A 22,163-nucleotide genomic window follows, 5' to 3' on the forward strand; every position below is an offset into this window, starting at 1 on the left:
AAAGAATAGTCCTATTTTTCTATCCTGATACGCGCGTCAACTGCTATAACTGCCTTTTGCGTAGCTAAAAGCGGATTTATATCCATTTCTTTGATTTCTGTAGCGAAGCGTAACAAAGTGGACAAACGAACAATAATTTCAGCAAACTTATCTTCGTTGACTCCTTTTTGTCCCCGTGTTCCCTGAATGATTTTATAGGCACGCAGCGAATGAATCATTGAGTAGGCTTCTTCGTAGGAAAGCGGAGCCAGACCGGAAGACACATCCTTCAGCACCTCCACAAAAATACCTCCCAAACCGCAAAGTACCACATGACCGAACTTCTCTTCATACTTTGCACCGATAAACAGTTCCGTACCTTTCAGCATCGGCTGTACCATAATTGCCTTTGCATCAGGAATCTGCATCATACGTTCGAATTCCAGTGCCAGATGTTGCTCGCTTTTGATGTTCAGAACTACACCACCGACATCCGATTTATGCACAGGACCAACGACTTTGGCAACTACCGGGAATCCGCACCGACGGGCAAAGGCTACTATCTCCTCTTTATTATCGGAAACAAACTCATCTACCAGCGGGATACCGGCAGCATGCAGTAATGCTTGTACGTAATTGGGAGCAATATAACCATTCTCCGGGATAGAATCGACAATGCGACGAATCCTCGGTACATCTACTCCGAACAGTTCAATTTCAGGAACTGCCGGTTTAGGAACATTGACAATACGGGAAAGAGCAGTGCCCAAGGTCACCTCATCTGCAAAATTCACGTGTCCTTTTGCCAGAAAGGCGGCAACCTCTGCCCCGGCTGTATTAATAGAAGGAAGGATGGGAAAAATTGGTTTCCTGCAAGTCTGCATCTTCTCATGAAGCACATCATACATTTCAAACATGGCAACCAGTCCCGGAGTTCCGAAGATGGCCATCATGGCGTCTATATTGTCGAGTTTCTCCTCGCAGTAGTCAATGCAAAGACGCAGATGCTCCGGTGTTCCGGTAGCCAGAATATCAATAGGATTCCCGACGGCAGCACCGGGGAACAGTTGAGCTTTTAGTTCTTCGGCTATTTCTCCTTCCAGTTTAGGAACATTCAGCCCGCCTTTACTCAACGCATCTGTCAGCATCACTCCCGGCCCTCCGGCATGGGTGATAATGGCAAAATTCTTTCCTTTCAATTCGGGCAAAGTAAACACGCAACCTACGGTAGTCAATTCCTCGCGGGAGAAACAGCGTACAATCCCCGCTTTACGGAACAAAGCCTCCACTGCCGAATCGGAACTCGCAATTGCGCCTGTATGAGAAGATGCCGCCCGGCTTCCGCTCTCCGAACTGCCAGCTTTGATTGCTGCAATCTTGCATCCTTTTCGAATCAAAGAGGAGGCATGAAATAACAACCGGTCCGGATTCTGAATACTTTCAATATAAAGTAGTTTCAGACGGGAATCTTTTTCAGGATCAAAGTTTTCATCCATAAATTGCAATACATCTTCTACCCCGATCTGCTTGGCATTTCCCACCGACCAGACAGAATTAAATTGCAAACCTTTTGTCACAGCACTTTCCAGAATAAATACCGCCGTAGCACCGGAACTGGAAATCAAATCCACCCCTTTCGGATTCAAATTAGGAATTGGCTGGCTAAACACGCTATGATGCCATGTATTCATCAATCCGATACAATTAGGTCCAATCAATGAAGCCCCGTATTTATTGACTGTTTCCAGAATGCGTTCTTCCAACAATGCCCCTTCGTGAGTCTCTTCACCAAAACCTGCCGAAAGTATGATAAATGCTCTGGTCTGTTTCTTACTAGCCAATGTTTCTACTATATCAGGACACATTGAAGCAGGCACAGCCAACACCGCCAGATCCGTATCCGGCAGATCATTCACATCAGCAAAAGCGGGAACTCCCTGCACCTCCTTCTCCTTCGGATTCACCGCCCGAAGTTCTCCCTGATAACCTCCGTTTATCAAATTCTTTAATATTGCGCCACCCGGCTTATGCACATTATTCGATGCCCCTACTACAACAATGCTTTCAGGACGAAGCAACTGGGTTGTTATCATATCATGCTTTGGTTTTCGTTTAACTTAAATACAAATATATTCTTTCTTATGAGAAAAAAGAAAGAAAAAGGGAAGAATTGTATATAGAAACAGACTGTAAAAAAGAAAAAGATTAAGATTACAAATAGATTATACTAACTTTTTGAAAAATGAAGCCGTCATCTCTTCATGAAATTCAGATCATCAGGGATGAAATTATTTTTATGCAGAAAAAACGGATATAAAACTGATGGAGAATCTGGAATATACGCTACAAAGATCAATATGTATCAAAAAAGGGAAAGAGAAACCATTTGTAAATTTCAAATTCACACGAAATAGGGATTAAAACAAATTATATTAATAGTTCAAAGAGATTATATATAAAAAGGAATCGATTATCTCAATTCCACATTTCAAATTAACACCATTAGCATCTCACTATTTCAGGAGCAACCAGAAGAAAATCTGTACCCAAAAGACTCTTTTACCTCTTTGTTTAAAAGCAAAGACATGTTTCTCTCTAACCAATGAATCGTTCCTTTAAAAGCAACAGAAGCTTCCTTTAAAAGGAACGGTATTCAATTCTGCCAATAATTATACATATTTGCTTATTTATATTCAAAGCCACCTAGTTATCTCTGCATATTCTTGCAATATCTTATACAGCATTTATTTTATTAGAACGAAATTTAGATACTAATATTTTATTTTAATCTTAAAAACAGAACATGTGAGAATAAATCCAACATATCAGCAAATAGCTTTATGTTAGAATAGCTATCAAGTTTACATCATTCTTATGAGACAACCACGGCTATGAGAATGAAAAATCTGTGTTAATCCGTGTAATCTGTGGTGAAAAGTCACTATCTTTGCACATTGCAAAGCTGAAAACAACAAAAATCACACTATATAATGGAAAAGAAATTCAAAAGAACCACCGTCACATCGGCACTGCCGTATGCGAACGGTCCTGTCCATATCGGTCACCTAGCGGGTGTATACGTGCCGGCAGATATCTATGTGCGCTATCTGCGTCTGAAAAAAGAAGATGTATTATTCATCGGAGGTTCGGACGAACACGGAGTGCCTATCACCATCCGTGCCAAGAAAGAAGGAATTACTCCACAGGATGTAGTAGACCGCTACCATTCGCTGATTAAAAAATCATTCGAAGAATTCGGTATCTCATTCGACGTGTATAGTCGCACCACTTCACCGACGCATCACCAACTGGCTTCGGATTTCTTCAAAACATTATACAACAAAGGCGAATTTATCGAAAAAACATCCGAACAATATTACGACGAGGAAGCAAAAACATTCCTTGCCGACCGTTATATCACCGGAGAATGTCCTCACTGCCATTCGGAAGGCGCTTACGGCGACCAATGCGAAAAGTGCGGAACCTCGCTTTCTCCTACAGATCTTATCAACCCGAAAAGTGCCATCAGCGGTAGCAAGCCGGTGATGAAAGAAACCAAACACTGGTATCTTCCTCTCGACAAGCATGAAGCATGGCTGCGCAAATGGATTCTGGAAGATCACAAAGAATGGCGTCCGAACGTATACGGTCAATGCAAAAGCTGGCTCGACATGGGTCTGCAACCACGTGCCGTGAGCCGTGACCTTGATTGGGGTATCCCTGTTCCCGTAGAAGGAGCAGAAGGAAAAGTGCTCTATGTATGGTTTGACGCTCCGATCGGATACATCTCCAATACTAAAGAACTTCTTCCCGACAGCTGGGAAACATGGTGGAAAGATCCAGAAACGCGTCTGATTCACTTCATCGGAAAAGATAATATCGTATTCCATTGCATCGTATTCCCCGCCATGCTGAAAGCAGAAGGCAGCTATATCCTGCCGGACAACGTGCCGAGCAACGAATTCCTCAACCTCGAAGGAGACAAGATCTCTACTTCCCGCAACTGGGCCGTATGGTTGCACGAATATCTGGCTGATTTCCCCGGAAAGCAAGACGTACTCCGCTACGTACTGACCGCCAACGCACCGGAAACGAAAGACAACGACTTCACTTGGAAAGACTTCCAGGCACGCAATAACAATGAACTGGTAGCCGTATACGGCAACTTCGTAAACCGTGCAATGGTGCTGACTCAAAAATACTTCGACGGTCGCGTACCCGCACAGGGCGAACTGACCGACTACGACAAGGAAACGCTGAAAGAATTCGCAGATGTGAAAGCAGAAGTAGAAAAACTGCTCGACGTATTCAAATTCCGCGATGCACAGAAAGAGGCCATGAACCTGGCACGTATCGGAAACAAATACCTGGCCGACACCGAACCGTGGAAACTGGCTAAGACAGATATGGAACGTGTAGGAACCATCCTCAACATTTCCCTGCAACTGGTTGCCAACCTTGCCATCGCCTTTGACCCATTCTTGCCGTTCAGCTCGGAAAAACTCCGCAAAATGCTGAACATGAATACTTTCGAATGGTCTGAACTGGGACGTGACGACCTTCTTCCCGTAGGCCACCAGTTGAACAAACCGGAACTGCTGTTCGAGAAGATTGAAGACGCTACTATCGAAGCACAGGTACAAAAATTGCTCGATACAAAGAAAGCAAACGAGGAAGCCAACTACAAAGCCAATCCTATCCGGGCAAACGTTGCCTTCGAGGATTTTGAGAAACTGGATATCCGCGTAGGTACCATTCTTGAATGTCAGAAAGTGCCGAAAGCGGATAAATTGCTGCAATTCAAAATCGACGACGGACTGGAAACACGTACCATCGTATCGGGTATTGCCAAGCATTATCAACCGGAAGAACTGGTAGGCAAACAGGTTTGCTTCATCGCCAACCTTGCTCCGCGCAAACTGAAAGGTATCGTCAGCGAAGGCATGATTCTTAGTGCCGAAAACAACGACGGCAGTCTGGCAGTTATCATGCCGGGACGTGAAGTGAAGCCGGGTAGCGAAGTAAAATAATAAAATTAGAATAGGGAATACATGAAAAGCTATCATCACGTATAGCCTTTTCATGTATTCTTTGCAAATAATATGAGCGAGAATCAGTCACTAAAAGAAAAGACAGCCAAAGGACTATTTTGGGGAGGATTCAGCAACGGCATACAGCAATTGCTAAATCTGCTTTTCGGAATATTCCTCGCGCGGTTGCTCACTCCGTCAGATTATGGAATGGTGGGAATGTTGGCCATCTTCTCCCTCATTGCCAGTTCGATACAGGAAAGTGGTTTCACAGCTGCCCTTGTTAATAAGAAAGAAGTGACGCACAATGATTACAATGCCGTATTCTGGTTCAACGCGGCCATCAGTCTGTCGCTGTACCTGCTGTTATTCCTCTGTGCACCGCTTATCGCTGACTTTTACGATACTCCCGAACTGACACCATTGGCACGTTATTCTTTTATCGGCTTCTTCATTGCCAGTCTGGGAATATCCCACAGCGCCTATCTCCTGCGTAACCTGATGGTCAAACAGCGGGCATTATCTTCGGTTATCGGACTCACCGTGTCCGGAATCACCGGAGTCACTCTTGCCTACTTTGGTTTCTCTTACTGGGGTATTGCTACGCAAAGCATCGTTTACGTAACCATCAACACAGCCTGTTACTGGCATTTCACCCGTTGGCGACCGAGCTTGCAATTCAACTTCACCCCGATTAAGGAAATGTTCGGATTCAGTGGGAAACTACTGGTTACCAATGTATTCAATCACATCAACAACAATCTGTTTTCCGTGATACTGGGTAAATTCTACAGCGAAAAAGAAGTAGGATATTACAACCAGGCCAACAAATGGTGCGGCATGGGACAACTCTTCATCTCCGGCATGATAAACGGAGTAGCGCAACCGGTACTCACCAAAGTGTCCGACGACCTTGAACGGCAAAAACGGGTATTCCGCAAAATGCTGCGTTTCACCGCTTTTGTCTCGTTTCCCGCCATGTTGGGATTGGGAATCGTATCGGAAGAGCTGATTATCATCACCATCACCGACAAGTGGTATTCCAGCATATTAATCATGCAGATACTGTGTATCAGCGGAGCCTTTGCTCCCATCGCATACCTCTATCAACAACTGATTATCAGTAAAGGAAAATCCCGCATCTACATGTGGAACACCATAGCGCTCGGCATCATCTTACTGTCAAGCGTTCTATTAGCCCACTCTTACGGGATCTTTACCATGCTTACCGTCTATGTATCTATCAACATATTGTGGCTACTGACATGGCACTACTTCGTACACTTGGAAATAGGATTGAAGCTTCGCCATGCCCTGATGGACATACTTCCTTACGCTATCATTGCGGCTACGGTTATGGTAATCACCTATTACACCACCCGCTCCATCGAGAATATTTATCTCCGCCTGGCAAGCAAGATAGTGCTTGCTGCAGCACTCTACGTAGCAGCCATGTGGGGCAGCCGATCGGTTACTTTTAAAGAAAGCATCCAATATTTCATCAAAAAGAAGACACATGAACCCAAATGACCTTGCCACCCGATACCGCCTTCTGAATAGTTCTTTCAAAAAGACGATGATTTATCACATAGGCATAGATGCCGGTTTCTTCACCGAATATACCTATATGCTTCACGCAATGCTTTATTGCCTGCAACACAAAATACAGTTCAAGCTTTACTCCGACGACGCCAACTTCGGATGGGAAAAAGGTTGGGAAGATTGTTTCGCCCCCTTCTGCGAGCAAGTGCACGAACCGTTTCATCACACCTATAACACCCATCGCCTCCCCTCCTGGCAGGCATTGATGAAAGACAAAAAGCTGCCTAAGACGAAGTTACTGAAATGGAAACTGAAAGTAACCTGTAAGAACATCATCGGAAAAACGATTGCCTTTTTCACATACGGCAAACCGGTCTTGCTCAACTTTCAACTGACATTCAACCCTAACCAGCATTTCCATATTCCCGAACTGGGAATAGACGGCGACTATCTCCATACCTTCCAAAAACTGACGGAAATCACCTGGAAACTCAACGACACCACCGCACAGGAATGTTGCCAATGTGCCGCCGACCTGCAACTTCCACCCCAATACGCAGGATGCCAGATACGGGGAGGAGACAAGATCACCGAAACCAACCTGCTTCCACCGGAACATTACATACGGCTTATTAAAGAAAAGACCGCCCTACGCGACGTCTTTGTATTAACGGACGATTACCGCCTTTTCGAACAAGTACAAACCCTTGCCCCGGACATACACTGGTACACCCTTTGCAGCCCCGACGAAAAAGGCTATGTCAACAGCACCTTCACGCAGACCACCAAAGAACTGAAACAGAAACAAATGGCACGTTTCCTTTCCTCGATACAGATATTGATGGACGCCTCCGTCTTTATAGGAAGCATCACCACCGGCCCCAGCCTGTTCCTATTGAAGAAATTCTATCCGGACATCCATCCGGCAGACTGTCTGCTCAAGGACTTTCCGCAAGCATCCGTCCTCCCCATACCGGAACGCGGACAAGTGGCCACCGAATTTATACAAGGAAACTCAACATGCAAGGGAACTTAAAATGATAGTAACTCAAAGTTATAGTAACTTAGCAATATAATTACTACTTTTGTAGCACAACGTGCATTAACCATTTCCGATGAACAAGAAATATACAGCCGAAGAGCTTGATTTATTACATGCCGAACTCTACGACATATTGGGAGAAACCATCCGGGTGTGTCAGAAGCACAACATTCCCTATTTTGTGATTGGCGGCACGGCCATCGGTGCACTCTACGACCAAGCGATTCTCCCCTGGGATGATGATATTGACATAGGCATGACGCGGGAGAACTACAACAAATTTCTGAAAGTAGCTCCCGGAGAACTAGGTCCTTCCTACTTCCTTTCATGGATAGAAACAGACCCTCATACCCCGTATTATTTTGCCAAAGTCAAAAAGAACAACACCCTTTTTGTAGAAGAAATGTTCAAGAATGTCCCGATGCATCCGGGCATTTTTGTCGATATATTCCCATTCGACAAAATTCCCGACAACAAGCTGCTGCGAAGAATACAATCCGAAGCACTCGGCTTCCTCAAATGCTGCCTGATGGGAAAAGAGATATGGATGTGGAAACACTTCGGTACATGTGAAATAGAGAACCCCACGAACCGGGGAGCCTTCTCCTGTTTCCTGAACAGGGTAGTCGACCTGCTTTTCTCTAAAAAAGCAATCTACCGCATGCTGGTGTCAGTTCAAAGCTGTTTCAACTCACGAAACACCCGTTACTATAACAACGTAATGGCCACTGCCGACCACGTAACTGTAGAAAGCATCCGCCACCTGCAACCGGTGAAATTCGGGCCTCTCACAGTGACCGCTCCCGATGATCTGGAAGGATTTTTGCGTTATAACTATCCAACCCTGCATCGATTTACAGAAGAAGAGCAGGAAAAAGTGAACAACCACTATCCTGCCGCTCTGTCATTCAGTACAACCCCAAAACAAGAACTATGAATATGAAATCCGCTTTAGTAGACGTCCCGGTACTTATCCTGTTCTTCAACCGCCCGCAACAGTTGTCGCAAGTGTTCGAGCAAGTGAAGAAAGCGCGTCCGTCCCGACTCTTCCTCTATCAGGACGGAGCACGAAACGAACGTGACCTGCCCGGAATAGAAGCCTGCCGTGAAATCGTATCACAGATAGACTGGGAATGTGAAGTAGAACGGCTTTATCAGGAAAAGAATTTCGGCTGCGACCCTTCGGAATACATTTCGCAGAAATGGGCCTTTTCGAAAGTCGACAAGTGCATCGTATTGGAAGACGACGATGTGCCCGCCGTCTCCTTTTTCCAATTCTGCAAGGAGATGCTGGATAAATACGAACATGACACCCGCATCAGCATGATTGCCGGATTTAACCCCGAAGAAATCACCCAAGACATGCCCTACGACTATTTCTTTACCACCACCTTCTCTATCTGGGGATGGGCAAGCTGGAAACGGGTAGTCGACCAATGGGATGAGTTCTACAGCTTCCTGGACGATTCCTTCAACATGCAACAACTGGAACAGCTTATCAAAGAACGCAAATTCCGGAGCGACTTTATCTACATGTGCCAGCGTCACCGGGAACAGCAGAAAGCCTTTTATGAAACAATCTTCCACGCCTCCATACTGTTCAACTCCGGACTAAGCATCGTGCCTACCCGCAACATGATCAACAACCTCGGAGCAACGGCAGATTCCACCCACTTCGCCGGCTCGATTCATACCCTGCCCAAAGGTTACCGCCGCATCTTCACGATGAAGCGCTATGAGGTGGACTTTCCACTGAAACATCCCCGCTACGTCATCGAAAACGTTGCCTACAAAGAGAGCGTTTACCGCATCATGGGCTGGGATCATCCGTGGATCAAGATCGGACGTTCGTTCGAAGAACTGTTCCTCAACCTGAAATACGGTAATTTCTCCCTCATTACGAAAGCTGTCAAAAACCGAATCAACAAATGGCTGAAAAGAAACAAGCACCACTAAATAAGTTGCTTACTATTTATTTTTACCATACCCGCCTCACGCGGGAAAGCTACGAGGAATGGAAAGAATACAAATTCCCCGGACATATCCTATACGGACTTCCTTTACTGGAGAATTACGGAATACACTCCGTGATGCACAAATGCAACTATTTCTCCGGTCGTCTGAAACTCATGCTTTACGCCACCAAAGAAATTCTCTTCTGCAAGGAGAAATACGACGTCCTCTACGCCACCTCTTTTCGGGGCATAGAACCCGTCATCTTCCTCCGTGCCCTGGGACTGTATCGCAAACCTATCGTGATCTGGCATCATACGGCAGTCGTGACCAATCCCAAACCGTGGCGCGAACAAATCTCCCGCCTTTTCTACAAAGGCATAGACCAAATGTTCCTGTTCAGCCGGAAACTGATTCAGGACTCGCAGAAAACCCGGAAAGCCCCGTCCCACAAACTGAAACTCATCCATTGGGGACCGGATCTTCCTTTCTACGACCACCTGCTTGCAGAAATGCCCGACCGGAAGCCCGAAGGATTTATCTCCACCGGCAAAGAAAACCGGGACGTAGACACTTTGCTCCAGGCATTTGCCGCAACGAACGAGAAACTGGATTTGTACATTGCCGTCTCATGCGGTAACATCAACTATAAAAAGATCATCGACCCGTATGCATTGCCCGACTCCATTCACATCCATTATACCGACGGAGTGATTCCCTACGAACTGGGAAAACTGGTGGCACGCAAAAGTTGCATCGTGATCTGCTGTCTGGACTTCCCCTATACCGTAGGACTGACCACGCTCGTGGAAGCATTCGCCCTCGGCATCCCCGTCATCTGTTCGCGTAACCCCAACTTCGAAATAGACATCGACAAGGAAAGAATAGGCATCACCGTAGAATATAACGACGTACAAGGCTGGATAGACGCTATCCGCTACATCGCCGACCACCCCGAAGAGGCACGGCGCATGGGAGAGAATGCCCGCAAACTGGCGGAAGAACGTTTCAACCTCGAAATCTTTTCACGCGAAATAGCAGAAAGCTTGCTGGAAATATCAAACATTTCCTCTAAAAACCGTACATTTGCATAAACTTTTGCCCATGAGAGTCCTGATTATAAATACATCTGAACGAATAGGAGGAGCAGCCATCGCAGCAAGCCGATTGTTGGAATCACTGAAAAACAACGGTATCAAAGCCAAAATGCTGGTGCGCGACAAGCAGACCGACCAGATCAGCGTCGTCCGTTTGAAAAGCAACTGGCTGCAAGTGTGGAAGTTCATGTGGGAACGTATCGTGATCTGGAGCGCCAACCGTTTCCGGCGTTACCATTTGTTCGACGTAGATATCGCCAACACAGGTACAGACATCACCTCACTCCCGGAATTCCGCCAGGCCGACGTGATCCATCTGCATTGGATCAACCAGGGAATGCTCTCACTGAACGATATACAAAAGATACTGACCTCCGGCAAACCCGTAGTCTGGACCATGCATGATATGTGGCCATGCACCGGCATCTGCCATTACGCGCGGGAGTGCAACAACTATCAGCAGGAATGTCATGACTGTCCGTACATCTACAAAGGCGGGGGACGAAAAGATTTATCCTATCGCACGTTCCACAAAAAACAGAAGTTATACAGCTACGCTCCCATTCATTTCGTCACGTGCAGCCATTGGCTGAAGAAACAAGCCCAGACCAGTGCATTGTTCGAAGGAAAAAGCGTCACCAATATACCGAACGCCATCAACACCAACCTGTTTAAACCTATGAACAAGAAGGAAGCGCGTGCCAAGTTCATGCTGCCGGAAGGTAAGAAACTGATTCTGTTTGGTTCGCTAAAGATCACCGACAAACGCAAAGGAGTCGACTATTTAATCGAAGCCTGCAAACTGTTGGCAGAAAAACATCCGGAATGGAAAGACTCATTGGGTGTAGTCGTATTCGGCAACCAATCGCAGCAATTGCAGGAACAACTTCCTTTCCATGTATACCCGCTCCCTTATATCAAGAATGAGCATGAAGTGGTGAATATCTACAATGCCGTAGACCTTTTCGCCATCCCGTCTTTGGAAGAGAATCTTCCCAATATGATTATGGAAGCAATGGCCTGCGGAGTGCCCTGTGTCGGTTTTAATGTGGGAGGTATCCCCGAAATGATCGATCATCTGCACAACGGCTATGTGGCACAATACAAATCTTCGGAAGATTTTGCCAACGGCATACATTGGATATTGACGGAACCGGGATATAACGAACTCTCCGCACAGGCCTGCCGCAAAGTGCTGGGTAATTATTCGGAGAGCATCGTTGCAAAGAAATACACAGATGTCTACAATAAAATAACGGGGAAATATGCATAGTGTCCATCCTACTCCTAAGTTCTCTATCATTACGGTAACGTACAATGCTGAAAAGGTATTGGAAGACACAATTCAAAGTGTTATCGCACAAACCTATCATCATATAGAATATATTATCGTGGATGGAGCTTCCAAGGATGGAACCCTCTCTATTATCAACCGCTACCGCTCACACATACACACCGTCGTCAGTGAACCCGACAAAGGACTGTATGACGCCATGAACAAAGGAATCGCCCTTGCCAGCGGTGATTATCTCTGTTTCCTGAATGCAGGCGACTGTTTTCATGAAGACGACACTCTGCAACAAATGGTGCACACCATTAACGGCAACGAACTACCTGATATACTTTACGGGGAAACCGCTATCGTAGACAAGGACAGGCATTTCCTGCGGATGCGCAGATTGTCCGCCCCTGAAACGCTCACCTGGAAAAGTTTCAAACAGGGAATGTTAGTCTGCCACCAGGCATTCTTCCCCCGCCACACGCTTGTAGAGCCATATAATCTGCAATATCGCTTTTCTGCAGATTTCGACTGGTGCATCCGCATCATGAAGAAAGCACGTACTTTGCACAATACTCACCTGACAATCATCGACTATCTGGAGGAGGGAATGACTACCCGGAATCAGAAAGCATCCCTCAAAGAAAGATTTAGGATCATGGCAAAGCACTACGGGCTGATTGGAACCGTGGCGCATCATGCATGGTTCGTAATCCGTGCAGTTACTCACCAGTAGGCGAAGGCATATAAAGCATCACCTGGTCTAATATCACCCCTTCGTCCAATGCCTTAATCACTAATTGGTGGGATTTCTTTCCGGATATCGGAAGCCGAACCGTTCGGATGGCTTGATTGCGCAGCACATTCTCTTTCCACTCTTCACTTCGCCCTTTCGTTTCATAAGAAATCACTTCAGGCACAGCATTGTCCAACGATACCGAGAAACGTAATTGTTCTCCCCTCACAGGATGATTAGGCAACAAGCGGATGTCAACCTCTACCGAGTCTGTTTTCCAGTTGTCAAAAGAGAACATCAGTGCATCTCCCTTGTCAATGCCTGCCGCTTTGCTTTCATATCCCAGACCCTCACAAATTGCAGAAGTTCCTTTCCGTACATTCAATGTATTCTTACCATTCGGGATATTCTTCCCATCCAATCCGTTCCATTTATAGATGGCTACACGCTCTTTCATCATCGGAGAAGTAGCCGTTTTTCTTTCCACGCGATTGAATACAGGAAGTTTTCGGGGTTGGAAATCCATCATGCGATTCCACTTTCCATCTTCCAGTGAGTTATACTGTTTTGTCAATACTACAATGCTGTCATAGGCAAGATCACTTTTCTCCCAATCCGCTTTTCCGTGGCGGGCTAGTTGTGCATATAGCAATTTCCAGTTCATCTGTGTAGCAGCTTGCACCGGGTATTTCACCAATTCAAAATAGGCACTTTGTCTGCCGGATGGGATTTTCGAAGCTGCCCGTTCCACTGCCTCCGACAATTTATCATAAGCCTGCAAACGTTCGTTGATTTCTTTTTCACTCCATGGGAGATCTTTGACAACACGATAAACAGGATCTTTCTCCTCTTCCCTCGTATTTCCCATAAATTCAGGTTTACGAATATAGGCCAGACGATAGTGTTCCTGCATCACAGGCAATACCGCCTTTGCACACGAAACTCCCAATTCCCGTTCCAGCCAGTGTTTCAAATGAGAGGTCACTCCTTCCGAGGCCACAGCTTCTATATTCCAGGCCATATCCATAAACAACTCTATCTGATACTCGGCAGGCTTGATATCTCCGACGTTCAGTATCCACATCTTCTGTATGCCTTGATCGTAAGCCAGTTTCATTTGCTGGAAGATCAGATACGGGCTCATCGTACCCAACCAGAGATGGTCGTGCGGACGTCCCCAATAAGAAACATGATAATAGACTCCATTCCCTCCTTTACGTGCACATTCTTCGGCTGTAGGAAAATGGCGGATATAGCCATAGTTATCGTCACACCACATCAATGTTACATCATCAGGCACCTGTAATCCGGCATGATAAATGTCGAGTACTTCTTTATAAGGGATAAAAACCTGCGGTACTTTAGTTACATCTTTATCTACGTATTTTTCAATCAACCCGCGTTGATCTGCAAACACACGGTCTATTACCGCCTTCTGTTCTTCCACCGTCTTCGCTCCTTGCATCTTGCCATCATGTACACCACGCATACCCAGCGTATAGAGTATTTCCTGATCTGCCACTTCTTTTACACGGTTTTCCCAGAATTTATAAACAGCCGGAGCATTATTCACATAATCATAAGCCCCTTCCCCTCTTCGTTTCCACTCACCGGCAGCATTGCAAGCCATCGGTTCGCAGTGGGAAGCACCGATGAAGATTCCATATTTCTTGGCAGCTTCCCGGTTGCCTTCGGTCAGGAAGAAAGGAAGTGTACATTCGTGCATTGCAGGCCAATAGGTATTGGCACGCAGACGAAGCAGCAGTTCGAAGATACGCTCATTGGTACGCGGACCGATTTCCCCTTTCACTTTTGAAGGTTCATAAGTCCGGTTACTCCACGGCATCAAGCCCCAATCTTCATCATTAATAAAGATACCACGATATTCCACTGAAGGAGCCTGAAGGCTTTGGAATTTGGAAGGTAATTTAAAAAGTTTCTTCTTTTCCGGAGTCACGTCCGCCCACCATTCCCAGGGAGAGACACCCAGCAAGCGGGATATTTCGAGTATTCCATAAGCCGTTCCATGTTTGTCACTGCCGGCTACTACCAATTTACCCTCCGGAGAAACAGATAATAGAAAAGCCTGCTTCTTGCCTTTTAACGTAGAAACATCTACGCCGATCCGGCCGATAAGCTCACTCTGTCCCACCGTTCCTATCACAATTTCACCTGTTTTCTCATTCGCTTGGGTAGTCGACGACAATACTGTCTGAATATCACGCCCCAGCATTTCCAATGCAGTTCGTACAACCAGTTCTTCAGAAGGGCTGCAAGCGATGACAACTGTTTGACCGGAAGTCAAAACAAAATCCTTACTACGAATCGGTAAAGCAACGATCAAAAAGATGAAAAAAGAAAACAGAAGTTTATGTCTCATAGGTTCTATTATTTATAGAAGACAAAATTACAGGTTTGCAGAAAATGTACTATAGAATAGTGTACAATTTCATAGAATTCTGTCCGGCCTATTTAAAATGTAACAGGCAACGCCAGCAACTGATACATCAGCGTTCGTGCCATGCGTATCTGTCCTTTCGTGCTGGGATGCAAACGGTCATATCCCGCATCATAGAAATAAATCAGTTGTTCTTCCACCATCGGATTCAATCCGGTTACCGCATTAAAATCAATCACGGGGACTCCCCACACATTGCCGGCTTCTTTAACAGCCTGCACGTAGGCATCCACATATTCGCCACAACTGTTCTGGTAGTTTTCATCCGGTTGCACGTTCGTTTCTCCAAAATTGGCCAATGAGCGGTGCAACGGGGTCAGCAACACAATCTGCTTGTCCGGGAAGAGTTGTTTCAGTCTATTGATTCCTATGTTGATACGTCCCTTATACGTGCTTCCATCCATTATAGGAGTGCGTTTCTTACGGGTTTCCAGCTTTTGGGTTTGTCCACGGGCTGCCATCACTTGTTCTTCTGTTTCCGTAAACCATTCTCCAATAGGTACACCGTCATTAAAATCATTCGTACCCATCAAAATCACGATAGCATCTACTTCTCCGCCGTGTTCTTTCTTCAACAGCTCGGCTTGCCGGGGCACATCATTCCATTGCCTGCCACTGATACCATATACATAAGGAGTAATTCCCAGCCATTCCTGCAGAAAATCCCAGTATTTCTTGATCTTGTCGCCATAACAGTTGGGATCTGTAATAGAGTCTCCCAAATATCCCACTCTTTTTCCTTGCCACGGGTGCCGGATGCATCCATTATTCGTTTCAACAGAGTTTGCCACTTTAGAAGATTGATTCTGTCCGCACAGAAAAGAGGAACAGAAAAACAGGATGGTACATGTGAGTAATAATTTGCTTTTCATCGGTATCATACATTAAATGAGAGATTTGTATTCAATATTCGACAAAAATAACTCAAAAAAATGTAGTTTCAATCAATTTGGGCGATCAATCTCATCCATACAACCGGATATATAAACATATTCCTATTTGACTATTCTTGCTAAAATGCAGGTATACAGTCTTTTTTCAATCAAGTTATCATTGAGTTTTACAGCTAAAACCCTATCTTTGCCACAAACTAAAAGAAAAATTGGATGTTTAACTCATTTTCATTCCATAAGGATTCCGTTCTGTAAATAATCTGTAAACCTCCTCTCATTACAGATTATCCCTTATGTTTTCTGACATACTCTTGTCAGAGTTATTTTCTATATCTAAATTTTCAAACTATTTGTATGGTCAAATGGTTGCAAGCATCATTATATGCCTCCATTCGCCGTACAACTAAAACATTAAAACAATGAGTAACGATTTTAAATCAATCCACGAATTCGATTTTACACTGATATGTAATTACTTCAAGGCATTAAAACGTCAAGGTCCCGGAAGTCCTGAAGTCACACAAAAAGCCGTAAGCTTCATCAACGAACTGTCCGACAAGGCACGAATAGCCGACATTGGCTGTGGCACGGGCGGTCAGACAATGGCATTAGCCAACTATACGAAAGGACAAATTACAGGTATCGACCTTTTCCCCGACTTTATCGAGCTATTCAACAAAAATGCAATAGAAGCCCATTGTGAAGACAGAGTAAAGGGTATCGTCGGCTCCATGGACGCTCTGCCGTTTCAAGAGGAAGAGCTCGATCTGATCTGGTCCGAAGGCGCTATCTACAATATAGGATTCGAACGCGGCATGAACGAATGGAACAAATTCCTGAAAAAGAACGGATTTATCGCTGTAACGGAAGCCTCGTGGTTCACCCCGGAACGTCCCTCCGAAATAGAAGACTTCTGGATGGCCAATTACCCGGAAATCGATACGATCCCAAGAAAGATAATGCAAATGGAAAAAGCAGGATATATCCCGACAGCCCATTTCATTTTACCGGAAAATTGCTGGACCGAGCATTTCTATGCTCCCCAATTCCCGGTTCAGGAAGCTTTCTTAAAGGAATATGCAGGAAATGACGCAGCCGCAGACCTCATCACCGGGCAACGGTATGAAGAGAGCCTATATAATAAGTATAAGGAATACTACGGCTACGTATTCTATATAGGACAAAAAAGAGATTGATTATCTGCCGGAGAAGTTAGCAAGATAGGACAACTCTCCGGCATTTATTATCCTTTACTTTGCAGAAAACATGGAGACGAAAGATATCAATAAACAGGAATATCAGTTACGGATCAATAAAGTGACCGACTATATTCACAATCACATAGACCAGCCGTTATCATTACAGAAAATGGCAGGTATCGCCTGCTTTTCTCCTTTCCACTTCCATCGCGTATTTACAATCCTGACGGGCGAAACGCCTACGGATTATATCAAACGCACCCGGATTGAAAAAGCAGCCCTATTATTAAAACGAAACAAGGAACTTTCCGCCACCGAAATCGCCCGCCTTTGCGGCTTTAGCAGCCTTTCACTTTTAAGTCGCAATTTCAGGTTACATTTCAGTATGACGATCCGGGAGTTCCGTTCATTAAAATAAAACTCTAAAGAATATGGAAAAAGAAAATAAGATTCTGATTTTTCGAACTTCTATCACCCAAAGGCGTGACATCAAGCGCATAGGAGAGCTTTTGGCAGAGTTCCCCCAAATAGACAAATGGAATGTGGACTTTGAGGACTGGGAGAAAATATTAAGAATCGAGTGCAGGGATATCTCTGCACTCGAAATATCGGAAGTACTCCGGAACAATCATATTTTTGCCACCGAACTGGAATAAAACCGGGAAGAGAAAACCTCTCAAACTCCCAACAATTGTTTCAATTCAGCCACTCCTTCAGAAGCTCCCTTCTGAATTACATGTATCGAACGGGAAGTATGCGTATCTACCGGTTTCGGATCAATCAGATACACCTCTGCTCCTCTCGGTACATAATGAAGCAACCCCGCTGCAGGATATACATTAAGCGACGTACCGATAATAACGAAAATATCCGCTTTCTCCACATATTGGATGGCTATTTCAATTTCCGGCACAGCTTCTCCAAACCATACGATAAAAGGTCGCAATTGAGTGCCGTCGCCGGCCTTGTCTCCCATCTTCACTTCATATTCTTCCGGTTTCAGTTCTTTTATGTAATGGGGATTATGAGGATCTCTACTGGAACACACCTTCGTCAGTTCGCCATGCAGATGAATGATGTGGCTGCTCCCGGCACGTTCGTGCAAGTTATCGATATTCTGTGTCACCACCGTTACATGGAAGTTTTTCTCCAGTTCTGCCAACAATTCATGTCCACGGTTCGGCTTTACTTCCAACAACTGTTTCCGACGTTCATTATAGAAATTAATCACCAAAGCCGGGTCACGCTGATAACCTTCAGGAGTAGCCACCTGCTCTACAGGATATTTATCCCACAAACCGCCTGCATCGCGAAATGTACTAATCCCACTCTCGGCACTCATACCCGCACCCGTCAAAACTACCAGATTCTTCATTACTATTCCTCCTTCTTTTTTTAATAGCCACACAAATGTAATCAGAATCATCGAATAAAAGAACACTTTCTTACGCTTAATATAATCCGGTTTATGCAGAACTTTAAGATGAAAGATACAGATAGTTAGCATTATTTATGGCAACAACTATTCGTCTGACTACTGTTATTCTTTCGTCTGACAGTTGTCAGACGAAAAAACAACAATTGTCAGACGCAAGTTCAACAACTGTCAGACGATTAATTATCTACATAAACCAACCTAAATAATAAGAATAAGCCGATTAAATCCTACGAATAAAAGGACTAATTCTTAAAAGAAAAGCGATTAACTTTCACAGATATAAGAATTTTTAAATAGCAAATGCTAAATCATTCAAATAAAACACGTACTTTTGCGATTCATAAATTTGCAATTGATTGAAAGCTAAAACCATGATGGTGATGCATTTCAATCGCCAACAAAAAACATTATATGGATAAATTCAGTTACGCTATTGGCCTCGGAATTGGTCAAAACTTATCAAGTATGGGAATCGGAAACCTTGCGGTAGATGATTTCGCACAAGCAATCAAAGACGTATTGGAAGGCAATCAGACGGCTATCAGCCACAATGAAGCCCGCGAAATAGTAAACAAGTATTTCGAAGAACTGGAAGCTAAAATGGGTGCCGTTGCTATCGAGCAAGGACAGGCTTTCCTCGAAGAAAACAAAAAAGGACCGGGGGTAGTTGTTCTTCCCAGCGGACTACAATATGAAATTATCAAAGAAGGTACAGGCAAAAAGCCGAAAGCTACCGACCAGGTAAGATGCCACTATGAAGGAACATTGATCGACGGTACGCTGTTCGACAGTTCTATCCAACGCGGAGAACCGGCTGTATTCGGTGTCAACCAAGTAATCCCGGGATGGGTGGAAGCGTTGCAGCTGATGCCGGAAGGTTCTAAATGGAAACTGTATATTCCGTCAGAACTCGGCTATGGCGCAAGAGGTGCCGGGGAAATGATCCCTCCTCATAGCACACTCATTTTTGAAGTAGAATTACTCGAAGTATTATAAATAAAAAATTTCAAAGCAAAATGAAAAAAGTTAGTATTTTTATGGCAATCGCCGCTGCTGCAAGCCTTGCTTCTTGTACAGCTCAAGCTCCTAAAGCAAATCTGAAATCAGACATCGACTCACTGTCTTATTCTATCGGTATGGCTCAGACTCAAGGTCTGAAAGGCTATCTGACAGGTCGTCTGGACGTTGATACTACCTACATGGCAGATTTCATCAAAGGTTTGAACGAAGGCGCAAACAAGACTAGCAAAAAAGACATCGCTTACATGGCAGGTCTGCAAATCGGTCAGCAAATCAGCAACCAGATGATGAAAGGTATCAACCAGGAATTATTTGGCACTGACTCTACTAAAACTATCAGCAAAGAAAACTTCCTGGCAGGTTTCATCGCAGGTACTTTGGAAAAAGGCGGCGTAATGACCATGGAAGCAGCTCAAGAATACACTCGTACAGCTATGGAAACTATCAAAGCAAAAGCTTTGGCAGAAAAATATGCTGACTACAAAGCTGAAAACGAAAAATTCCTTGCTGAGAACAAGACTAAAGATGGTGTAAAAACAACTCCGAGCGGTCTGCAATACAAAGTAATCACTGAAGGTAAGGGTGAAATTCCTGCTGACACTTGCAAAGTGAAAGTAAACTACAAAGGTACTTTGATCGACGGAACAGAATTCGACAGCTCTTACAAACGTAACGAACCGGCTACTTTCCGTGCTAACCAAGTAATCAAAGGTTGGACAGAAGCATTGACTATGATGCCTGTAGGTTCCAAATGGGAACTTTACATCCCTCAAGACCTTGCTTACGGTGCAAGAGAATCCGGCAACCAGATTAAACCGTTCTCTACTTTGATTTTCGAAGTTGAACTGGTAAGCATCGAAAAATAAGGAAGTTCTTTCTAAATAGAAAAAGGAAAGAGGCGCAAAACATTTGCGCCTCTTTTTTTGCTTTTTCCTATTTTTTTTCTCGGAAAAGAAGAATAATTAAAATAAATCTCTATATTTGCTTACTATTTGATAACAACAGGAATTTACAATTTATTATTATGGAAAGAATAGACAACCTCGACAGGCAGATCTTAGAGATTATCTCCCAGAATGCCCGCATCCCTTTTAAAGACGTAGCAGCCGAATGTGGAGTGTCACGCGCAGCTATTCATCAGCGTGTGCAAAGACTGATTGACCTAGGTGTCATTGTAGGCTCTGGTTACCACGTTAACCCGAAATCGCTGGGATACAGAACTTGTACCTACGTGGGTATCAAACTGGAAAAAGGATCCATGTACAAATCTGTCGTAGCGGAACTACAAAAGATTCCCGAAATTGTGGAATGTCATTTCACTACAGGCCCGTACACAATGCTGACAAAGCTTTATGCATGCGACAACGAACATCTGATGGATTTGCTGAATAACAAAATGCAAGAAATACCGGGTGTGGTAGCTACCGAGACATTGATTTCTCTGGAACAGAGTATCAAGAAAGAAATCCCCATCCGCGTTGAAAAATAATTGTGATGGAGTTTCTAAATGAATATCACCTCGCAGGGTTATTCATCGGAATATGTACCTTTTTGATTATCGGCCTTTTTCACCCCGTCGTGGTAAAGGCCGAATACTATTGGGGTACAAAATGCTGGTGGATATTCCTGATACTCGGCATAGCCGGTGTGGTCGCCTCATTAAGCATCGATAATGTGATTTTATCTTCTTTGCTTGGCGTGTTTGCGTTTTCTTCCTTCTGGACGATTAAAGAGGTTTTCGAACAGGAAGAACGGGTACAAAAAGGATGGTTCCCCAAGAACCCGAAGCGCAAATATAAGTTCTAAAAATAAAGTATCGTAGTTTTTTATCAAAAGGATTTGCATAATTCGAGGGAAAATACTACTTTTGTCACCGCATCCAACAAAGGATACACCGGACTTGTAGCTCAGTTGGTTAGAGCAACAGACTCATAATCTGGAGGTCCCTGGTTCAAGCCCAGGCTGGTCCACTTTAATAATCAAGCACTTACAAAGATTTTGTAGGTGCTTTTTCTTTTGTTGGTGACCTTCAGGTGACCTTTTTGAAGAGAAACTATGTAGTGGTGACCTTTTGAAATTTCATGGAATTGCATAGTTTTTTTATAGATTTTTATTTCATTGCGAACTTTATATAAGAGAACGTGATGCACATTTCCAATTGAAATAGTATTTTCCACTAAGTATGTTTGTAAGCCGTTGAAAACGGAGAATAATCCCATTAGTAGGCTAAATTAGAGATTAATTGTTATAAAGTTGATATATAGGAGCTTTATTTTAAGTATTTTCTCCTGTTTATCAATGAAATTTTATACTTTTGTATTCGGATTGGGGTGACCCGTCCAAAGACATATTGCTCGATAGCTTCACAATCACCACCGCAAGTAAAAGAGCAACAACTAATATTGGGACTGCACCTATACGGGCGCAGACATCCCATATTTAGTTGTGGTTTGTGGTGAACCGTGAAGCGTATGGCGATTGTCTGCGCTTTTTTTGT

The 22,163-nt window shown here is 44.3% G+C and carries 19 protein-coding genes and 1 tRNA gene; 16 read left to right on the forward strand and 4 right to left on the reverse strand.

Features of this window, described 5'->3' with window-relative positions; all coding sequences use genetic code 11:
* Positions 1 to 11: 11 nt before the first annotated feature.
* A complete protein-coding gene (locus AAHJ11_RS15720) occupies positions 12 to 2,072 on the reverse strand; it encodes an acetate--CoA ligase family protein (protein WP_320979509.1) in 2,061 nt (686 codons plus the stop codon).
* Between the two features lie 897 nt (positions 2,073 to 2,969).
* Here AAHJ11_RS15720 and metG point away from each other — a divergent pair.
* From metG to AAHJ11_RS15760, 8 genes are all read left to right on the forward strand, one after another.
* The gene (gene metG / locus AAHJ11_RS15725; protein ID WP_320978910.1) at positions 2,970 to 5,009 is read left to right on the forward strand and encodes a methionine--tRNA ligase; all 2,040 of its coding nucleotides are present in this window, start codon (positions 2,970 to 2,972) and stop codon (positions 5,007 to 5,009) included.
* Between the two features lie 72 nt (positions 5,010 to 5,081).
* Positions 5,082 to 6,539 (forward strand): lipopolysaccharide biosynthesis protein, encoded by a 1,458-nt coding sequence (locus AAHJ11_RS15730; protein ID WP_148365678.1) that lies wholly within the window; start codon positions 5,082 to 5,084, stop codon positions 6,537 to 6,539.
* Positions 6,526 to 7,587 carry a hypothetical protein gene (locus tag AAHJ11_RS15735; RefSeq protein WP_320978909.1) on the forward strand — a complete coding sequence of 354 codons (1,062 nt, stop codon included), beginning with the start codon at positions 6,526 to 6,528 and terminating at the stop codon, positions 7,585 to 7,587. The genes AAHJ11_RS15730 and AAHJ11_RS15735 overlap by 14 nt, the downstream gene beginning before the upstream one ends.
* A 79-nt stretch (positions 7,588 to 7,666) precedes the next feature.
* On the forward strand, positions 7,667 to 8,530 hold the full coding sequence (locus tag AAHJ11_RS15740; RefSeq protein WP_320978908.1) for a LicD family protein: 864 nt from the start codon (positions 7,667 to 7,669) through the stop codon (positions 8,528 to 8,530).
* On the forward strand, positions 8,527 to 9,549 hold the full coding sequence (locus AAHJ11_RS15745; protein ID WP_258978690.1) for a hemolysin activation protein: 1,023 nt from the start codon (positions 8,527 to 8,529) through the stop codon (positions 9,547 to 9,549). The genes AAHJ11_RS15740 and AAHJ11_RS15745 overlap by 4 nt, the downstream gene beginning before the upstream one ends.
* Positions 9,522 to 10,640, forward strand: coding sequence for a glycosyltransferase family 4 protein (locus AAHJ11_RS15750; protein ID WP_320978907.1), 1,119 nt, complete (start codon positions 9,522 to 9,524; stop codon positions 10,638 to 10,640). Before AAHJ11_RS15745 ends, AAHJ11_RS15750 begins: the two co-directional genes overlap by 28 nt.
* Before the next feature lie 10 nt (positions 10,641 to 10,650).
* On the forward strand, positions 10,651 to 11,916 hold the full coding sequence (locus tag AAHJ11_RS15755; RefSeq protein ID WP_148365686.1) for a glycosyltransferase family 4 protein: 1,266 nt from the start codon (positions 10,651 to 10,653) through the stop codon (positions 11,914 to 11,916).
* Positions 11,909 to 12,658 carry a glycosyltransferase family 2 protein gene (locus tag AAHJ11_RS15760; protein ID WP_148365688.1) on the forward strand — a complete coding sequence of 250 codons (750 nt, stop codon included), beginning with the start codon at positions 11,909 to 11,911 and terminating at the stop codon, positions 12,656 to 12,658. Before AAHJ11_RS15755 ends, AAHJ11_RS15760 begins: the two co-directional genes overlap by 8 nt.
* On the opposite strand, the gene AAHJ11_RS15765 is transcribed toward AAHJ11_RS15760, so the two are convergent.
* Positions 12,645 to 15,038, reverse strand: a complete 2,394-nt coding sequence (locus AAHJ11_RS15765; RefSeq protein ID WP_413579781.1) for a glycosyl hydrolase 115 family protein — start codon at positions 15,036 to 15,038, stop codon at positions 12,645 to 12,647. The genes AAHJ11_RS15760 and AAHJ11_RS15765 overlap by 14 nt on opposite strands.
* Before the next feature lie 92 nt (positions 15,039 to 15,130).
* Positions 15,131 to 15,988 (reverse strand): SGNH/GDSL hydrolase family protein, encoded by an 858-nt coding sequence (locus AAHJ11_RS15770; RefSeq protein ID WP_074556639.1) that lies wholly within the window; start codon positions 15,986 to 15,988, stop codon positions 15,131 to 15,133.
* Positions 15,989 to 16,428: 440 nt separating this feature from the next.
* On the opposite strand from AAHJ11_RS15770, the gene AAHJ11_RS15775 reads away from it, so the two are divergent.
* From AAHJ11_RS15775 to AAHJ11_RS15785, 3 genes are all read left to right on the forward strand, one after another.
* Positions 16,429 to 17,205 (forward strand): class I SAM-dependent methyltransferase, encoded by a 777-nt coding sequence (locus AAHJ11_RS15775; RefSeq protein WP_122135737.1) that lies wholly within the window; start codon positions 16,429 to 16,431, stop codon positions 17,203 to 17,205.
* A 70-nt stretch (positions 17,206 to 17,275) separates the two neighbouring features.
* Positions 17,276 to 17,626 (forward strand): helix-turn-helix domain-containing protein, encoded by a 351-nt coding sequence (locus AAHJ11_RS15780; RefSeq protein ID WP_004302575.1) that lies wholly within the window; start codon positions 17,276 to 17,278, stop codon positions 17,624 to 17,626.
* Positions 17,627 to 17,639: 13 nt separating this feature from the next.
* Complete coding sequence (locus AAHJ11_RS15785) at positions 17,640 to 17,864, forward strand: hypothetical protein (RefSeq protein WP_004311131.1); 225 nt, start codon at positions 17,640 to 17,642, stop codon at positions 17,862 to 17,864.
* 20 nt (positions 17,865 to 17,884) lie between these two features.
* On the opposite strand, the gene AAHJ11_RS15790 is transcribed toward AAHJ11_RS15785, so the two are convergent.
* Entirely contained in the window at positions 17,885 to 18,583 is a 699-nt protein-coding gene (locus AAHJ11_RS15790; RefSeq protein WP_413579809.1) for an SIR2 family NAD-dependent protein deacylase, read from the reverse strand.
* A gap of 474 nt (positions 18,584 to 19,057) precedes the next feature.
* Here AAHJ11_RS15790 and AAHJ11_RS15795 point away from each other — a divergent pair, with 474 nt between their 5' ends.
* The 5 genes from AAHJ11_RS15795 to AAHJ11_RS15815 all read left to right on the forward strand — a co-directional run bounded on the left by AAHJ11_RS15795 (position 19,058) and on the right by AAHJ11_RS15815 (position 21,636).
* Positions 19,058 to 19,642, forward strand: a complete 585-nt coding sequence (locus AAHJ11_RS15795) for an FKBP-type peptidyl-prolyl cis-trans isomerase (protein ID WP_008775241.1) — start codon at positions 19,058 to 19,060, stop codon at positions 19,640 to 19,642.
* Positions 19,643 to 19,662: 20 nt separating this feature from the next.
* On the forward strand, positions 19,663 to 20,532 hold the full coding sequence (locus tag AAHJ11_RS15800; protein ID WP_009001118.1) for an FKBP-type peptidyl-prolyl cis-trans isomerase: 870 nt from the start codon (positions 19,663 to 19,665) through the stop codon (positions 20,530 to 20,532).
* A 158-nt stretch (positions 20,533 to 20,690) separates the two neighbouring features.
* Positions 20,691 to 21,155, forward strand: a complete 465-nt coding sequence (locus AAHJ11_RS15805; protein ID WP_004302580.1) for an Lrp/AsnC family transcriptional regulator — start codon at positions 20,691 to 20,693, stop codon at positions 21,153 to 21,155.
* A 5-nt stretch (positions 21,156 to 21,160) separates the two neighbouring features.
* Entirely contained in the window at positions 21,161 to 21,472 is a 312-nt protein-coding gene (locus tag AAHJ11_RS15810; protein ID WP_148365852.1) for a DUF4491 family protein, read from the forward strand.
* 90 nt (positions 21,473 to 21,562) lie between these two features.
* Positions 21,563 to 21,636 (forward strand) — tRNA-Ile (locus AAHJ11_RS15815).
* The last annotated feature ends 527 nt before the right edge of the window (positions 21,637 to 22,163 follow it).

The sequence above is a fragment of the Bacteroides sp. 90-K9/2 genome (genome assembly GCF_047310725.1).
Classification (GTDB): Bacteria; Bacteroidota; Bacteroidia; order Bacteroidales; family Bacteroidaceae; genus Bacteroides; species Bacteroides vicugnae.

Coding starts and splice junctions, on each gene's coding strand:
- AAHJ11_RS15720 (WP_320979509.1), bottom strand. CDS start 2,072: ATGATAACAACCCAGTTGCTTCGTCCTGAAAGCATTGTTGTAGTAGGG.
- metG (WP_320978910.1), top strand. CDS start 2,970: ATGGAAAAGAAATTCAAAAGAACCACCGTCACATCGGCACTGCCGTAT.
- AAHJ11_RS15730 (WP_148365678.1), top strand. CDS start 5,082: ATGAGCGAGAATCAGTCACTAAAAGAAAAGACAGCCAAAGGACTATTT.
- AAHJ11_RS15735 (WP_320978909.1), top strand. CDS start 6,526: ATGAACCCAAATGACCTTGCCACCCGATACCGCCTTCTGAATAGTTCT.
- AAHJ11_RS15740 (WP_320978908.1), top strand. CDS start 7,667: ATGAACAAGAAATATACAGCCGAAGAGCTTGATTTATTACATGCCGAA.
- AAHJ11_RS15745 (WP_258978690.1), top strand. CDS start 8,527: ATGAATATGAAATCCGCTTTAGTAGACGTCCCGGTACTTATCCTGTTC.
- AAHJ11_RS15750 (WP_320978907.1), top strand. CDS start 9,522: ATGGCTGAAAAGAAACAAGCACCACTAAATAAGTTGCTTACTATTTAT.
- AAHJ11_RS15755 (WP_148365686.1), top strand. CDS start 10,651: ATGAGAGTCCTGATTATAAATACATCTGAACGAATAGGAGGAGCAGCC.
- AAHJ11_RS15760 (WP_148365688.1), top strand. CDS start 11,909: ATGCATAGTGTCCATCCTACTCCTAAGTTCTCTATCATTACGGTAACG.
- AAHJ11_RS15765 (WP_413579781.1), bottom strand. CDS start 15,038: ATGAGACATAAACTTCTGTTTTCTTTTTTCATCTTTTTGATCGTTGCT.
- AAHJ11_RS15770 (WP_074556639.1), bottom strand. CDS start 15,988: ATGAAAAGCAAATTATTACTCACATGTACCATCCTGTTTTTCTGTTCC.
- AAHJ11_RS15775 (WP_122135737.1), top strand. CDS start 16,429: ATGAGTAACGATTTTAAATCAATCCACGAATTCGATTTTACACTGATA.
- AAHJ11_RS15780 (WP_004302575.1), top strand. CDS start 17,276: ATGGAGACGAAAGATATCAATAAACAGGAATATCAGTTACGGATCAAT.
- AAHJ11_RS15785 (WP_004311131.1), top strand. CDS start 17,640: ATGGAAAAAGAAAATAAGATTCTGATTTTTCGAACTTCTATCACCCAA.
- AAHJ11_RS15790 (WP_413579809.1), bottom strand. CDS start 18,583: ATGAAGAATCTGGTAGTTTTGACGGGTGCGGGTATGAGTGCCGAGAGT.
- AAHJ11_RS15795 (WP_008775241.1), top strand. CDS start 19,058: ATGGATAAATTCAGTTACGCTATTGGCCTCGGAATTGGTCAAAACTTA.
- AAHJ11_RS15800 (WP_009001118.1), top strand. CDS start 19,663: ATGAAAAAAGTTAGTATTTTTATGGCAATCGCCGCTGCTGCAAGCCTT.
- AAHJ11_RS15805 (WP_004302580.1), top strand. CDS start 20,691: ATGGAAAGAATAGACAACCTCGACAGGCAGATCTTAGAGATTATCTCC.
- AAHJ11_RS15810 (WP_148365852.1), top strand. CDS start 21,161: ATGGAGTTTCTAAATGAATATCACCTCGCAGGGTTATTCATCGGAATA.